14 protein-coding genes and 1 pseudogene are annotated in these 15,055 nt (G+C 37.9%); 4 read left to right on the forward strand and 11 right to left on the reverse strand.

Going from position 1 to position 15,055, the window contains the following annotated elements; genetic code table 11:
* Nucleotides 1-6 precede the first annotated feature (6 nt).
* The 6 genes from HMPREF9441_RS14745 to HMPREF9441_RS14770 all read right to left on the reverse strand — a co-directional run bounded on the left by HMPREF9441_RS14745 (nucleotide 7) and on the right by HMPREF9441_RS14770 (nucleotide 7,141).
* Nucleotides 7-1,560: a type I restriction-modification system subunit M gene (locus HMPREF9441_RS14745; RefSeq protein ID WP_008622576.1), complete on the reverse strand. Its 1,554-nt coding sequence runs from the start codon at nucleotides 1,558-1,560 to the stop codon at nucleotides 7-9.
* Between the two features lies 1 nt (nucleotide 1,561).
* Nucleotides 1,562-2,218 (reverse strand): hypothetical protein, encoded by a 657-nt coding sequence (locus tag HMPREF9441_RS14750; RefSeq protein ID WP_008622577.1) that lies wholly within the window; start codon nucleotides 2,216-2,218, stop codon nucleotides 1,562-1,564.
* Complete coding sequence (locus tag HMPREF9441_RS14755; RefSeq protein ID WP_008622578.1) at nucleotides 2,211-2,885, reverse strand: GIY-YIG nuclease family protein; 675 nt, start codon at nucleotides 2,883-2,885, stop codon at nucleotides 2,211-2,213. Before HMPREF9441_RS14755 ends, HMPREF9441_RS14750 begins: the two co-directional genes overlap by 8 nt.
* A gap of 9 nt (nucleotides 2,886-2,894) precedes the next feature.
* Nucleotides 2,895-3,965: a type I restriction endonuclease gene (locus HMPREF9441_RS14760; protein WP_008622579.1), complete on the reverse strand. Its 1,071-nt coding sequence runs from the start codon at nucleotides 3,963-3,965 to the stop codon at nucleotides 2,895-2,897.
* 10 nt (nucleotides 3,966-3,975) lie between these two features.
* Entirely contained in the window at nucleotides 3,976-6,810 is a 2,835-nt protein-coding gene (locus HMPREF9441_RS14765; protein WP_008622581.1) for a type I restriction endonuclease subunit R, read from the reverse strand.
* 121 nt (nucleotides 6,811-6,931) lie between these two features.
* Nucleotides 6,932-7,141 carry a helix-turn-helix domain-containing protein gene (locus HMPREF9441_RS14770; RefSeq protein WP_008622583.1) on the reverse strand — a complete coding sequence of 70 codons (210 nt, stop codon included), beginning with the start codon at nucleotides 7,139-7,141 and terminating at the stop codon, nucleotides 6,932-6,934.
* An 84-nt stretch (nucleotides 7,142-7,225) separates the two neighbouring features.
* On the opposite strand from HMPREF9441_RS14770, the gene HMPREF9441_RS14775 reads away from it, so the two are divergent.
* The 4 genes and pseudogenes from HMPREF9441_RS14775 to HMPREF9441_RS14785 all read left to right on the forward strand — a co-directional run bounded on the left by HMPREF9441_RS14775 (nucleotide 7,226) and on the right by HMPREF9441_RS14785 (nucleotide 8,717).
* The gene (locus tag HMPREF9441_RS14775) at nucleotides 7,226-7,705 is read left to right on the forward strand and encodes a YdeI/OmpD-associated family protein (RefSeq protein WP_008622584.1); all 480 of its coding nucleotides are present in this window, start codon (nucleotides 7,226-7,228) and stop codon (nucleotides 7,703-7,705) included.
* A gap of 28 nt (nucleotides 7,706-7,733) precedes the next feature.
* Nucleotides 7,734-7,961, forward strand: coding sequence for a hypothetical protein (locus HMPREF9441_RS14780; RefSeq protein ID WP_008622585.1), 228 nt, complete (start codon nucleotides 7,734-7,736; stop codon nucleotides 7,959-7,961).
* A 42-nt stretch (nucleotides 7,962-8,003) separates the two neighbouring features.
* A pseudogene (locus HMPREF9441_RS19295) lies at nucleotides 8,004-8,168 on the forward strand (RhuM family protein); the annotation flags it as partial.
* 36 nt (nucleotides 8,169-8,204) lie between these two features.
* Nucleotides 8,205-8,717, forward strand: a complete 513-nt coding sequence (locus HMPREF9441_RS14785) for a DUF6155 family protein (RefSeq protein ID WP_008622586.1) — start codon at nucleotides 8,205-8,207, stop codon at nucleotides 8,715-8,717.
* Between the two features lie 119 nt (nucleotides 8,718-8,836).
* On the opposite strand, the gene HMPREF9441_RS14790 is transcribed toward HMPREF9441_RS14785, so the two are convergent.
* The 5 genes from HMPREF9441_RS14790 to HMPREF9441_RS14810 form a co-directional block, all read right to left on the reverse strand.
* Nucleotides 8,837-9,604 (reverse strand): metallophosphoesterase, encoded by a 768-nt coding sequence (locus HMPREF9441_RS14790; protein ID WP_008622587.1) that lies wholly within the window; start codon nucleotides 9,602-9,604, stop codon nucleotides 8,837-8,839.
* Between the two features lie 588 nt (nucleotides 9,605-10,192).
* Nucleotides 10,193-12,154: a hypothetical protein gene (locus tag HMPREF9441_RS14795; RefSeq protein ID WP_008622588.1), complete on the reverse strand. Its 1,962-nt coding sequence runs from the start codon at nucleotides 12,152-12,154 to the stop codon at nucleotides 10,193-10,195.
* Nucleotides 12,155-12,163: 9 nt separating this feature from the next.
* Nucleotides 12,164-13,144, reverse strand: coding sequence for a hypothetical protein (locus HMPREF9441_RS14800; protein WP_008622589.1), 981 nt, complete (start codon nucleotides 13,142-13,144; stop codon nucleotides 12,164-12,166).
* Nucleotides 13,141-14,400, reverse strand: a complete 1,260-nt coding sequence (locus HMPREF9441_RS14805; RefSeq protein WP_009388835.1) for a hypothetical protein — start codon at nucleotides 14,398-14,400, stop codon at nucleotides 13,141-13,143. Before HMPREF9441_RS14805 ends, HMPREF9441_RS14800 begins: the two co-directional genes overlap by 4 nt.
* A gap of 34 nt (nucleotides 14,401-14,434) precedes the next feature.
* Nucleotides 14,435-15,055: a hypothetical protein gene (locus HMPREF9441_RS14810; RefSeq protein WP_008622591.1), complete on the reverse strand. Its 621-nt coding sequence runs from the start codon at nucleotides 15,053-15,055 to the stop codon at nucleotides 14,435-14,437.

A 15,055-nucleotide genomic window follows, 5' to 3' on the forward strand; every position in this document is an offset into this window, starting at 1 on the left:
CTAATTTTAGTCAACTAACCCTAATTCTTTCAGATAGCCTTCGATTTCTTTATCAAGATTGGCTCGTTTGGCTTCGAGTTCTTTAATCTCCGCCATTACAGCTTTGATGTCGATAGGTTCTTCTTCCTCAAAGGTATCGACATAACGAGGGATATTCAGATTATAGTCATTGTCTGCTATCTCTTGCAGTGTAGCAAGGTGGCTGTACTTCTCGATTTCCTTACGGTCACGATAGGTGTCAACTATCTTTTTGATGTGTTCGGGTCGAAGTTTGTTTTGAGTTTTTACCTTTTCAAACTCCTTGCTGGCATCAATAAAGAGGATATTGTCATCTTCCTTACGGCATTTTTTGAGTACCAAAACACAGGTCGGTATAGACGTTCCATAGAAGATGTTAGCAGGCAGACCAATGATTGCGTCCACATAATTTTTCTTCTCAATGAGGAAGCGGCGGATTACACCTTCGGCATTGCCACGGAATAATACACCGTGAGGAGCAACACAAGCCATCGTACCACCATCGGAAAGGTGGTATATCATGTGAAGGATGAAAGCGTAATCGGCTGTCTTGCGTGGGGCTAAACGCCCGGCTTTGCTGAAACGGTCATCGGTATTGAATTTGTCGGCTGCACTCCATTCGGCAGAGAAAGGAGGATTGGCAACTACTGCATCAAATTGGGTATCACCAAAGGCATCTGCCTCCAGTGTATCACCATTTTCAATTTTGAAATCACTGAATTTGATGCCATGTAGCAACATATTCATGCGAGCCAAGTTATAAGTGGTCGGATTCTTTTCCTGACCGTAAATCTCTACAGCGTTACCGATGTGTGCTGCACGGAGTAGTAGAGAGCCTGAGCCACAAGTCGGGTCATAGACATTGCGCAGACGCTCATGGCCGATAGTTACAATCTCAGCCAATATACGGCTTACCTCTTGCGGAGTATAAAATTCTCCGGCTTTTTTACCTGCTCCGGCTGCAAATTGACTAATCATATACTCGTAGGCATCGCCTAAGATGTCGATTTCCTTTGAGGCTTCCACGCCAAACTTGATTTCGTCAAGAGCCAACAATACGTTGCTTATCAGAGTGTTCTTGTCGTCTGCTGTTTTGCCTAATTTGGGTGAAGCAAGGTCTATATCGGAGAATAATCCGCCAAAATCCTCTTCACTGTCACGTCCGAGTGTACTATCCTCAATACGTTTAAGTGAACGCTCCAACATCGGGAGGATGTTCTCTTTCTTCTTGATACTTTCGATGACAGACGAGAACAGGTATTGAGGTTCGATGAAGTAGCCGATTTCTGAAAGGCAAAGGTCTTTTACCTCTTCTTGCAATTCTGCGGTATCTTCGTCATCCATGTTCCATAGCTCCTTGAAGCTAACTTCGTCATCTTCCAATTCACCATTTACAAAATTTTCTATCTTTTCAGACAGATACTTATAAAATATAAAGCCCAGTGTGAAGTACATGAAATCGCTTGCCGACATATTGCCACGCAAACGGTTAGCCACTTCCCAAAGTTGGTCACGGAGTTTTTGTTGTAATTCTTCGCTCATATTATTTCTTGCTTATTACTAATGTTTCTGATATATATATTATGGGACAATTATATGGATTGTGAGTCAAACATTGATGCTTGTACTTACCTTTAAATGAATTTAATGATATTACTATGTTCCAATATGATGTTGGATTAGAATCATATCCCGGATCTAAACAGAAGATATTAAACATTCCATTGACATCTGCCTCATATCCTATTGCTAATACAGCATGGGCACCGCCTCCTTTGTAATCAATTCCTAACATTATAGGGCTGTCAGTATCGAGGACTGACTTTATTTGATGTATAAAGCCATCACATTGAAATTCTTCATCGTCCTCATTTTTACTAACAACAGTAACCACACTCCCATAGACACGATTGATCAACTTCTTTAAGTCATGAAAATACAATCCATTTCTTAGCAATCCGTGCTTGTCAAAAAACTCGTGAAATAAATTCTCGGTTTCTGATGATTTTTTGATGTTATCATATAAATCCTCCAACTCATTTCTTCTAATTGTCTTTAATATCATTAAATACATCATCAAAGAATATATGGAGCAAGCACCGTCAAGGCTTCCTTGACGGATATGTACAGGATATGACTTTCTGTTCTTAATGCAGCAGCCTTCTTCTGTAAGGTATAGACTGTCTATTATCTTAATCATTTTCTTCTATTACTTCTTGCTCAAATAATTTGCGTAAATCATCTAAGGCAACACCGTTATATGAAAAGTACTTAGCCCCTTGGTATGCTCCGGAATTATTACGTTTATCTTCCGGCATATATGTTCCGACAAATGGAGAAAGTTTATAAATGCGTCCATCATATTCGATGGAGTCGTCACTTGCCACTTTTACCTGTAACCCTGTCGGAACAAACGTGATGAGTTCTCCTATTTTTATATTGACCATACTGAATTTGAAACGACCACGCTTTGCAATCCTTTTATCTTCTTTATCATCTTTTTGGTCGGTTTTTATGACAATCGGTTTGTTGTCTTCGTATTCCGTTACAATAGCATCGTCAATAGTTTGTGCAATATCCTTGAAGATGTCAAGTGCAACCTTGGGGTCAACATTGAAGAACTCTCTGTTTTGACGAATGCGAAGATCCGTCAAGCGGTCTATGGTCTTATGCACGAGTTTCTCAACCTCATTGAATTTGACGGTTCTCATTGTAGCAAAAATCTCGAAGGGCAAAGGCACTGCGGTATTATCAAGTTCCTTGGAACGAATATCCACAGGACGAGTGCTTTTACCTATCTTTACCCAGTCTTCACGGAAACTTGGGTTGGTCAATATATATACATAACCAGGTTCTAGTGATTTCATAAGTACATCTTATTTGGGTGTAATTGAATGACCTAGCTTTTTAGCCAAATTTATAAAGAAATCGATATTGCCTTTCCCTATTTGTGTAGTTAAAGCATATTCTATACCATCGCTTGAAACAAACGGTTTCCTTTCAAACCAACGTCTATCTTTGCTCTTATCGGTAGTCGTCTTCTTCCACTCTGCAATTTCACTCAAAGACAAGACTTTATTGCCAAACACATTCAGTAATTCCTGATATATCATCGGATTTTGTGCTTGAAATAGATTAAAGCACTCCCAAGCCAGCTCTCCTTTGCCAAAATCTCCTTGCCCGTCAATAGTATAATGTGTATAATCTAAAGCAGAACCTTTCTTTTGATGGCTTTTGGGTGTTACTTGGGTGACTATTGTCTCATTATCTGTGATTGGGAGTGTAGTTATATTTTCGGATATACTTATTTGTAGACCATCTAAGAGTTTATCAACCCAATCAGAAGTATAACCTTGTGACAAGTAATCGGATTTTATCAATTTTTTGATATAGTTGTCACTTGCATTAGAAATTAATTCTTTACGATCCGACAAAAGTTTTAGTTCTGCCAAAGTTTCGGTCAACTTTTGTTCACAGAACATTCTTAAATTCACTTCATCGAATGAGTCAAAAGCAAACAATTTTACAAAATCAGTTCCATTGGCTGACATTTCATCGTATTTGATGGTAAGGATCAAATTGGGAAAATCTTTATCATTTGGATTATCATAATAAAGTTGAATGCACTCACCGATATATAAGCCAAAATCTACTTTCTTTTGTCGCATATACGAGTACAGTTGTTCCCGGTTTCTTTCTGTTTGAGAGTGAACTGGTCTTTTAGCTTCTATTACAACCTGAGCAACACCATTTTCATACAGAACAAAGTCAGGACGAATGGATTGGGCAGAACCAATATGAATACTTTCTTCGGACACAATATTATTGCCCCATCTTAGGTAGTACTTAAAGATGGAGTTTATACGGCTTTGAAAATCTTTCTCCGGCAACGTGCTATTTTGTGCATCAGAGAACTCAGTGCGAATGTCATTCCAATGATAATCCATAAAATATATATTAGTCCCAACTAAATGTACGGATAATCGAACGCAATTGGTCAACTATCCTTTTTAATGTCTTGTTCCTTTTTATCAATCCCAGATGTTTCTCTTTCAGCGCATCCTTTATGATGTCTGTTTGCTCTTTCTGTACATAATCGTATTCAGACAAATAATGATTCAGCACTTCGGGAGCAATATCTTCCTCTTGCGCCAAGGTATGGATGGCTTCGGTACGCTTCTTGGTAATGTAGTTGTTCAGCCGCTCTTCCAATTCGGAAGTACCATCAGCCTTTTGTTTCCCGGCCATGAAATTATCGCGATCATCATCCACATTTTCTTGAATAAAACCGTCTATCAGTTTGGCTTTGCTTCGCAGTTCGGCATCCTTAATCATCGTGTCAATAATGGACTGACGGCGTTCGGCATAATCTGTACTATATGGGTCAAGATTTGCAATGAGTTCAAGGATGTATGCCACATTGATAATGTCGCTATGCAGAAGCTCCAAACAAAAATCGATGTCTTCCAAACTTCCATCCGCATCCTCTCCACCTTGTTCGTCATTTGATGCAGGCGTGGCAGATGGCTGTGGTTTTGGAATCACATTGTCATATATATCAAGGTATTTGCTTCGGAAATCCATATATTGCTGTTCCGTCATACCCAAATCATCCGCACTTTCATCGTAATCTTCGTAAATTTGAATTTCTGCGTGTTTGCGAATAATATCACGGAACGCCAACACGAAATCCTTTTTATCCGTTTCACTTTGCAAAAGGTCGATGCTTGAAGTAGTGGGATATTTTTGTAAGAAATCCTTAGCAAGCTGTTGATATTCTGTCTTTACTTCCTCAAATGGCGGACGAACAATTTCCTCTGGGTTGTTGCTGTTGCTGAACAGACGAATGGCTGTATCAACATTGCTTTTCAAATCACGGAAGCAGATTATTTTACCAAAGCGTTTCTTTTCATTAAGCACACGGTTGGTACGACTGAACGCCTGTATCAAGCCATGATACTCCATATTTTTATCCACATACAACGTGTTTAGCTTCTTGGAATCAAACCCAGTAAGGAACATACCCACCACCAGACAGAGGTCAAGCGGCTTCATGTCGGCACGCTTCTTCTTCATACGGAGATTGATGTCATCATAGTAGGCACGAAAATTTTCAGTAGAGAACGAAGTACCGAACATCTCGTTATAATCGTCCATGATGGCTTGCAACTCGTCAGCTTCACCAACACTTTCACTTACATAGTTCCCTGAGTTCATTCCAGTAAGCTCATCATCCTGACTGCTGTTGGCTGCATATGTGAACACAGCCCCAATGCGGATTTTCGGATTGAGTTCTTTGAATATTTTGTAATAGCGTATCAGCATAGGAACTGACTGGACGGCAAACAAAGCATCAAACTCCCCGTCGAATGTGGACTTATTGAAGTTATTGAGGATAAACTTGGCTATTTCCGTCATGCGGTTTTCACTTCCGTTTCCAACCTGTTCGTTACCATGATAGTATTCCACAAGGAAACCCAATACATTTTCATCGGCAATGGCATCCTTTATCAGATAACGGTGAAGACAATTACCAAATATTTCTTTGGTTGTATGCCCGTCTACCGCATTTTCCGTAAATATGGGTGTGCCGGTAAAACCGAATACCTGCGCATTCACAAAGAACTTCATGATGTTCTTATGGCTGTCACCAAAGTGACTGCGGTGGCATTCGTCAAAAATCATCACGATACGAGAGTTGCGGATTTCGTCAATCTTCGTGCTGTACCATGTTTTGCTAACGGCTGTATTGAGTTTCTGTATCGTGGTGATGATAATTTTGGAATTGCTTTGGAGACGTTTAACCAACTCATCGGTATTGTCTGTGCTATCCACAGCACCGGGCTCAAACGCCTCATATTCCGATTGCGTTTGCGTGTCAAGGTCATGCCTGTCTACCACAAACATCACTTTATCCACATCGTCCAATTCTGAAACCAGTTGTGCTGCCTTGAATGAAGTCAACGTTTTTCCGGCTCCTGTAGTATGCCAGATATAACCGTTGTCATTGGAGTTCACCACACGGTCGAGGATTTTTTCCACGGCATAGAATTGGTATGGGCGAAGCACCATCAGGCATTTGTCTCCCTCATGAAGCACGATGTATTTGCTAATCATCTTGCCCAACGTGCATTTATCAAAAAAGAATGCGGCAAATTTGTCAAGTTCGTTAAACGGCACATTTCCTGCATCCGTCCAGTTGAACGTGAACTTATAACCGCTATTAGGATTATTGGCAAAATAACGGGTGTTCACACCATTGGATATGACAAATAGTTGAATATAGTCAAACAAACCATGAAATGAAGTCTTATGGTAACGCTGTATCTGATTGTAAGCCTGTTTGAGTTCGATGCCACGTCTTTTGAGTTCTATCTGCACCAAGGGCAAACCATTGACAAGAATCGTTACATCATAACGACATTTTTTGCGACCTTCCACCGTGATTTGATTGGAAACCTGAAACTCATTCTGACACCAATGCTGACGGTTAAGAAATTCCACCCAAATACGTTGTCCGTTTTCTGTTTCCAAAGGAAATAAATCTCGAAGTTTCTTGGCTTTCTCAAATCGTGTTCCTCCTTCAAGATATATCTGTATCTTTTCAAATTCAGCTTCGGTAAATTCAGTACGACCTAATTCCGCCAACTGCTTTTTATTATGGATTTCCAGTTGACGTTTGAAATTAGACATAAGATTTCCCTCTTCCACAATTTGAACATACTCGTAGTTCATTTTGCGGAGAGTGGCGATAAGTCCATTCTCTAAAGCAGCTTCGCTTTGTATTGCCATATCCTTGCCTTATTATGAGTGGTTATTAGTTGTTTTTCTTAATAGTTAGCATATTGGCATCCAATGTTTTTCTAATTTTCATAGATTACAAATGAAACCAAAACCATCAGACCTATTAATTCTATTGTTGTCTCTCTTTTTTATCAGTTATCAAATCTTTCAAATCAACCTGTAGGATCTCAGCAATCCGCTGAAGCGTTTCCAAATTCGGTTGAATCCTGTTACACGCATAAGCATTTACCATACTGAAACTCTTGTCGAGTTTCTTAGCCAACCATGTTTGAGATATACCTTTTTCAGATAATACAGCCTTTATTCTATTCAGTTTCATTCTTTGACTCGATTTTATAGTGCAAATATAGCGAATTATATTTGATAATAGCATATATTTGCATTAAGAAAAGGCAATACTCAAATGAGTTATACCTCACATTCATCAAAACAATTGAATTACAAGCAAGAGGCAGAAATGGAAATTATCAATCTACTGGACTTCACAGACCGCAACGAGCTAAGGAATTGGCTGAAGGATAACCACAACCAAGCGAAATCGTGTTGGGTTATCACTTCACGCTCTAAACAGCCCACATACAAATGTATTCCATACATTGAGGTCGTTGAGGAAGCATTATGCTTCGGATGGATTGATTCAACTATAAAGAAATTGCCTGACGGACGTCTCGCACAACGGCTTTCACCTCGTCGCAAAAGAAGTCATTGGACTGAGTTAAACAAAGAACGCTGTATAAATCTTGAAGACCGAGGACTTATGACAGATGCCGGACGACAAGCATTTGAAAGAGCCTATTCCTATGAAATAGTCCCGAAAGGCTCTCTTATGGAAGAAATTATCAAGAAGCATAATATGGAATTGAGACCGGATTTGTATAAGTAAGTTTTCGCAATTCTAAAATGTAATAAGGATGATGAAAGAAAGTAGTATATCCCCTATCCCTTCTGATTTTGAGCAGATAAAAAAGCAAAATGAAAGTGGTTCAGAGTATTGGACTTCTCGTGATTTGTGCATTACGTTAGGTTATAGTACCTATCAAAAATTCACACGTACAATAAACAAATCCATTGCGATAGCCAATCATAAAGGACTCAATACAGCAGACCATTTTAACCATACGGTTGAAATGGTCAAATAAGAGTTTGGCTCATTTTGCAACGTGGAGAATATACATTTAACACGTATGGCTGATTTGCTTGGAGTGGATGCACGAACTATCAACTAACATTTTGGACAGTTTTACGAATCAGGAGAACATACAAAAAGAGGCAACTATCCGAAAAATTGGGATAGTTCAATCGAAAGTGAAAAACGCACACCATTGCTCTATAATTGGGATGCAATCTGATAATTAGCATAAATATAACCGTTTAATTTAATTATGTCAAAAGCTAAACTGAAGAAATACCTGTTGTCACTTACCAAAGAACAGATAGCAGACATCGTACTGGAACTATACGATGCACGTAAAGAAGCAAAAGACTATCTGGAGTTTTATCTTGCCCCGGACTGTAATGCTGAATTGGAAAAATGCAAAAAAGCAATCCAAAACGAGTTCTTCCCAACCCGTGGATTTTCCGAAAAACCGTCATTTGCAAAATGCAGAAAAGTCATTTCTGATTTTCAGAAGCTAAAACCAGAGCCAACCTTTGTTGCAGATTTGATGCTGTTTTACATTGAGCAAGGATGTGAATATACACTTGAATTTGGCGATATGTGGGAACAATTCTATACAACATTAGAGGGTAATTTCGACAAAGCTATGCGCTTTATCTTTCTCAACGGATTGTTAGTCAACTATTACGAACGTATCGAAAAACTTATTGACAGCGTATCGGATTGCGGTTGGGGATTCTATGATACGTTACAAGATATTTATTCGGAATATCGGTAGCATACCTATTTACCCAACCCAAATCCTCAACATATCATATAGTATATAAATCCATCCGTTTTTATTTACTATATGACACATTGAGGCATAAGACTACTTATTGGATAAGCAATCACTTATCACAAGATAAAATATTTACTTGGGTCAAAGCCATTGGTTATATGTTCATTTTGAAAGATATATCCCATCTGATTGCAGACAACCTTTGTACCATTTATTTCAGTATCAATATTGGTGTGTGAGTGCCCATAAATCCAAGCATCAATGTGACTATAGGATATAAGCTCGCTCAAATCAGTGGCAAATGCACTGTTTAGAACAGAACCTTTATGATGATCAGCTACCACCTCCAATGTCGGAAGATGATGTGTCACAACCACAATGTGTTTTGCTGTACTTTCTGCCAGACTTTGCTTGATGAAATTCAAACAGAAAGTATGCATCTGATTGAACTCATCCGTTTGAAGCAATTTACCCTGATGCATTATCTGACGAAAATCATTCATACCCTTCCAAACAAAATATTCTTCAGCAGGAGAAATCTGAGACCACAAAGTACTCATGATAAAATCTGTATCATCTATCCGTACCACTTGATTTTGATAATACCCTACATTGTCCTTGAACATCCATTTCCATTGCAATCCCCTATCCATCACATCACAATAATTGTAATACTCATGGTTTCCGGGTACAATGAGTACTTGGCGATAATTGGCAGATGCCCATTTCCAGAAATTCGTCAAAGGTGCAACCTTGTCTTTCAAGTAAAATATATCTCCGGCAAGAACCAGAATATCACCTGTTACAGGTAATTCATTATGTTTTAACCACCTGCTGTTATCACTAAACTCCAAATGCAGGTCACTCATATATTGTATCTTCATTTCTTCTCAATTTATGTGCATCACTGCACGTTAATAATCTATTTATCAATTGCCCCATCAGACGGAAAAGACAGAAAAGCATCATAAAGTTACTATCACAAATGGGGATAAAACAAAATAGTTGGAAAGTCTGGTAAGGACTCTCCAACTATTTTGTTTATATTCTCTCATTAGGTGTATTTATAACCAACTACTATTCAGTATATTCCGATTAAAACGATAGAAAAGTGATGGCACAGATTCTATTGAAGACAAAAATAGAGATTTAATATTATTTATACATACACAAATTCAACTGGCAAGTGCAATCGCTATTATCCGATATTGTTAATCTCATAAATGTGAACCTATCGGAGAGCACTGTTTACCATGCAGAACTACGCATCAAGCACCAACTTAGATACTCATCACGAGTTATTCACCTTACTTAATGCTCTATCTCCAGCCACAACAGATGTACTTCGGATTTCCTAAGACTAAGGGTATTGCTCACTTTGCATAAGTAAACCCAACTAAGATGAAGTACCTCTATCGTTATTACTGCCGTCATCCATATTATTGTCCAAGCGTCATAATATGAGCCTCAGCTCAGTTATTATTCTCAAGTTGAGCATTCAAGAACGCATTTATGCTTAAATCCTCGTCTATTTTCAAAAGGAGAATGACAAACATCATTAGAAAATTGTAATATGCGTTCCTATGCTCTGCTTCACCATTGATACATGATGTCGCACCATGAGAATAACGGTTCCTTAATTGCAGTCCATTTGAATATTCTACAGAGTTGAGATAGAAGTTTATGTAATGTCTTTCCTCCGGACTCAACAGATAATCGTCATATTTAAGCCAACCCTCATCTACCATCTTATCTACCTCTTTTTTAACTTCTGGTTCACAATGGTAGTAAGAAATTTCTTTGTGATACCATATCTTGGATAAGGCAGACACTCTTGGTACATTCCCGAAACAAACGAAACTATTGTCAATTGCCAACAAACCAGCCCCAATCAAAAAGTCTATGTGTGGACGTTGATGCTCCTCGTAATTGCTATATGGCACTCTACCGATATTATTTAGCAAGTCAAAAAGGGTATGATAGTCGCTATCCTTATATGGATCGACGAAACTAAGAAGTGACTGATCTGAGAACAGCATAAACAATGGACCGTATATTGCATTCGAACCTTCTTTGATTACAGCATACTTATGTTTGCCATTCAACAGACTCTTTCCGAGAGCTATTGGCAATGAATACTCCATCTCCAATAGTTCAGGGTCTATCTCACCTTCTTCCACATAAAGTGAATATTGCTTTATGACGGCTTCCATCTCTGGAGCTATGCACTTATTCTTATTTGCGTACGTGTCATCATCCTTAGGCATACTAAGACTAGGGGCTGGATAACCATAAACTTCCTTCAAATGCTTTTCGTAGTAATTTTTAATAAGTCCTTCGAGGTTCTTTCCTCTTCTCCTAAGATATCCGTCAAACATAGCCAATTGGGAAACGGCTATATTATTCCGCATACGCGATATATCATTCATCAGATAGACACCCTTTACTTCTGTATGGGTTATCTTCTCGAAAATATTATCTTGGTTTCTGTCATTGCTCAATGCTATGAGGCCATCAGTATAGAAATAAGAAAACAGGGTTCTGAACGACTCTAACAACTTTGTATCATCAAGCAAATCAAGATAATCCTCATTGTACTCAAACTTCCATATTAAGTTTTCAATCCATTGTCTTTCACGTTGGATATTATTAAACTTCTTAAACTCTATCGAAAACCCAGTTTGAATAGCAGATACTATTGCCCCTTCGGGAATGGTTGCAAGAGATGATTCCAATCTTCTAGCCTTCAATCGTATCTTAGAATTTAGTTTTAAGCCATCAACATCTCGTGACTGCATAATTATTCTCACTACACCGAGATTAGCAATGTTACCACTAAGGTAGTCATCTATAATCCCTTCTCTTTGGCTATTTGTTAGTGACTTAGGAATGAATAACTTTCTCGCGTCCTCAGTCATATCCTTCACATAAAATGCATTGACTAGAAGAACTGATGTATATATGTACGTACGCAAGAAATCTGAGAGTACTGCATCGTTTTGTCTTACAATTTTCTCACAATGTAAAATATTCTCTATCTCATTGGGGAATTGCTCCAGAATAGCCTTCAAGACATCATCCGAGAGCAAATCAAGAAGTCCAAACTTCTCAAATACATCCCAAAAATCTTGATGATATTCATGATTTAGTGATTGTAGTAATGCTACCAAATTGGTGGTATTGCGGAAATAACTGACTATGTCTTTACCAAAACCACTAACTAAAGAAACATAAGACATTATTCTTGTATCATCCCAAACCTTCAATGCTAGTCCGTTATCAATAAACAACTTAGCATTATACAACTCCAAAACGTCGTTAACATTATCATAACTTAATCCAGGTTTATACGCATCTAGAACATCCTGTACTCTACGCAGTTCCATAGTATTGCCAAGGTCATGAAGCGAATAGAATTTTGCTCTTTCAAACATAGGCTATTTCTATTTGTTTGATAATATATCGTTCATTCGATCTATGGTCGTAATCACGGATTCCTTTAAGTTGGAAAACTTAACACATTGATCATTACCATTACGCTCTATGAGTTTATAAAATGCAACCCAGAAAAATAGCATTGATGCTAACGCAAGGAAATAATATTCATAATAAGTTAGCAAGGTTGTCTTGCTGCTCTTCAATGGCGAGTATATGTCCCCGTGAAATCTCTCGCACCTACTAGTGTATAGTATTCCACTAATAAGTAACTCAATTCTATCGCATAGCGGTATTGGTTTGTAAGAAGTGTCGCCTATTTGAATGTCCTGACCATTAAGTAATCTGATAAGCCTTCGTGCAACATCTTTTACATTCCTTGCATTCATACGCCCCTCTCCATCCATATAGACTTTTTCAATGGCTTCAAGCATATCCTTTGGAAGAACTTTTTCTACTCTTTCACGTACAAATTTGATCTGAGGAGCCTCAGATAATTGCTTAGCATAAAATAATCGAACAATTGTATATCGTGCTGCGGAAATAGATGTATTGCTTACAAGATATTCAAATGCATCTTTTAAATCGGCTTCCTTATTAATCAAAGACTCGACAACTTCCGAACTAATTTTTGGGAATATATCATGAAGAGGTTTGTCTTCTTTATATCTCCAGGCTCTATCAGCATATACCCTGATAGAATACTCCAAAGATCTCCACGCGGCATCAAACGCCAAATCTGGATGATATGGCAAAGAGTCATATACATCCAGAAAGGATGAGAATATCTTTGCCAACTGTTTATCTGAAGCAAGTGCAGTAAAAGCAGTCGTTTTATCCATCTTGACAGTGGATAATATCTGCTTAAGCCCTTTATCTGCTAAACGCTCCCTAACATAATTCATGGCCTCTGTCTCAACATCGGTGATTTTAGGCCAGTTATTATTGAGGTTAATCTGTCTTTCTCGTATTTTTTCTTCTATTGTCATAACTTTTTTGATATTGTATTTAGTAGTACAAACATTTCCATTACATGCAGAGTATTGACAAATGTCATGATTGCCACATCTATCAAACGGTAATCTTCGTACGTTTCATTGTCATTCATCTTATAATAGTACTCTACCATCTGTGTATCTGTGTAAAAAATAGTATTATCGTGTGCTATTCCGTTTCTAACATGCGAGTTAAAACAATTTGCAAGATACTTTTCTATTACACCGTAATCGCTTAATTTCTCGATTTTTAAGCCATCTGGAAGCTTGGCAAATTCCGATAATCCATTGATTCCTTTCATACCTGTAGTAGCATTTGGAAAGATGTTAAAATCTTCAGTTAAATCCATATTACACAAACCAACAGGCAACAGCAACATATCATTTAACAAGTTAAATGACTTACTAAAATCAACATGCACCGAATCAACATCGATGGTGTCTATCATGAAATCAATAGCGTGAGGTATGGTTATATCACCCACTTGAATAAAGAACATCACTGGATAATACTTTTCAGAATGTTCTAAAAACGAGCCCAAATAGCGCATAGCATCTTCCTTCCACTTTTGGATATTTGTCGTTCGCTTTACAACATCCATAAGTGCCTGAATTTCTTCTTTGGAATGCGAATGTATAGAGTGAATACATTTCTCTAATACGCCTCCAGAAGCATTGCTTTCGTACTCAGGGGAAGAGAAACTTCTTCTTAACGACTCAACAAAATCAGTATAGGCATCATGACATTCTTTGATTGAAGATAGATCACGTTTGTTATTTTCTAACTCCATTATCTTCATCATCTTCTTCTGAAATGCCATCACATTCCTCTTCTTTAGTATAGGAATCAACTCCTTCAGCAAAGTACGATAGGGGTACACCTCTTTGAGTATTGTTTGCATATACGCACCAAAATGAGATACTTTAGGTGGAGTATATAAGATACCAAGAGCCAAGAATGGTGTTAACATGAATGTTTGACCCACTCCATATTTAATATCCGAAGATATAGGCAGTTGCGGTGAATAACTTATTATGTAGTTAGGCGTTTCCTCTTCAGATGCAACGAACCATTTAGGCAATATTCCTTGCTTATGATTAAAATGACAATCAAACTCATCACCACAATTCGGATTAGGACAACAAACGTGAATAGGCAAATCATACCTATATATACTCCCATCCAGCTGAATCCTCAACCTAATAGGAGTTCCACAGGTATTACATTTTATATATATATTATGTACCATATTTTTTCAAAACAATCAATATGTTCAGTTAATATTATTCTTCTTCCTCCTCCTCAAATCCTTCTAATACATTAGCTATCAATGTTTTTCCTATCTCCATCTGTAAGAATTTGGGAAGACGGAGCAATTTTGCCATAAGCTGACTATAAGTGAATTCCATTTTAGCATCAAGTATGGGTTCTTCTTCAATACTCGTGTCAATTTTCTCAACGGTATCAGCATCTTCAAGAAAATCAGAAAAACTTGGTTCTTCAGGCCAATTTTCTATTGTTCCATCATTGTTGATTCTTAAACGGATATAATCGCCACAATCTGTTGTCTCCGGTATTAATCCGTTAGGTACATAATCAGCTATTTTACATATAACCTTTTTATCTTTATCAAGCAAGAAATATGTTCCACTATCACATACTTTGGCTTGAAGATATAAATCTCCGTATTCCGACTTCCAATTCAAAAGTTTATGAGTCTTCAAATTGATTATCCCCGACCACATTCCTTTAGAAACCAATGGGTATTTGTTTTCGTATAGTTCCCCCATCCATGCATCGGTATAACTACTCATTTCCTCATCATACGGAAAGTATACCATAAGGTAATGAGCCACCTCATTCAAATTCTGCTCTCTGATTCCCAATAATATCTGCTTTGCCAT

The organism is Paraprevotella clara YIT 11840, assembly GCF_000233955.1.
GTDB lineage: Bacteria > Bacteroidota > Bacteroidia > Bacteroidales > Bacteroidaceae > Paraprevotella > Paraprevotella clara.

Coding starts and splice junctions, on each gene's coding strand:
- HMPREF9441_RS14770 (WP_008622583.1), bottom strand. CDS start 7,141: ATGAAACTGAATAGAATAAAGGCTGTATTATCTGAAAAAGGTATATCT.
- HMPREF9441_RS14810 (WP_008622591.1), bottom strand. CDS start 15,055: ATGGCAAAGCAGATATTATTGGGAATCAGAGAGCAGAATTTGAATGAG.
- HMPREF9441_RS14775 (WP_008622584.1), top strand. CDS start 7,226: ATGAGTTATACCTCACATTCATCAAAACAATTGAATTACAAGCAAGAG.
- HMPREF9441_RS14750 (WP_008622577.1), bottom strand. CDS start 2,218: ATGATTAAGATAATAGACAGTCTATACCTTACAGAAGAAGGCTGCTGC.
- HMPREF9441_RS14755 (WP_008622578.1), bottom strand. CDS start 2,885: ATGAAATCACTAGAACCTGGTTATGTATATATATTGACCAACCCAAGT.
- HMPREF9441_RS14795 (WP_008622588.1), bottom strand. CDS start 12,154: ATGTTTGAAAGAGCAAAATTCTATTCGCTTCATGACCTTGGCAATACT.
- HMPREF9441_RS14805 (WP_009388835.1), bottom strand. CDS start 14,400: ATGGTACATAATATATATATAAAATGTAATACCTGTGGAACTCCTATT.
- HMPREF9441_RS14800 (WP_008622589.1), bottom strand. CDS start 13,144: ATGACAATAGAAGAAAAAATACGAGAAAGACAGATTAACCTCAATAAT.
- HMPREF9441_RS14765 (WP_008622581.1), bottom strand. CDS start 6,810: ATGGCAATACAAAGCGAAGCTGCTTTAGAGAATGGACTTATCGCCACT.
- HMPREF9441_RS14790 (WP_008622587.1), bottom strand. CDS start 9,604: ATGAAGATACAATATATGAGTGACCTGCATTTGGAGTTTAGTGATAAC.
- HMPREF9441_RS14780 (WP_008622585.1), top strand. CDS start 7,734: ATGATGAAAGAAAGTAGTATATCCCCTATCCCTTCTGATTTTGAGCAG.
- HMPREF9441_RS14760 (WP_008622579.1), bottom strand. CDS start 3,965: ATGGATTATCATTGGAATGACATTCGCACTGAGTTCTCTGATGCACAA.
- HMPREF9441_RS14745 (WP_008622576.1), bottom strand. CDS start 1,560: ATGAGCGAAGAATTACAACAAAAACTCCGTGACCAACTTTGGGAAGTG.
- HMPREF9441_RS14785 (WP_008622586.1), top strand. CDS start 8,205: ATGTCAAAAGCTAAACTGAAGAAATACCTGTTGTCACTTACCAAAGAA.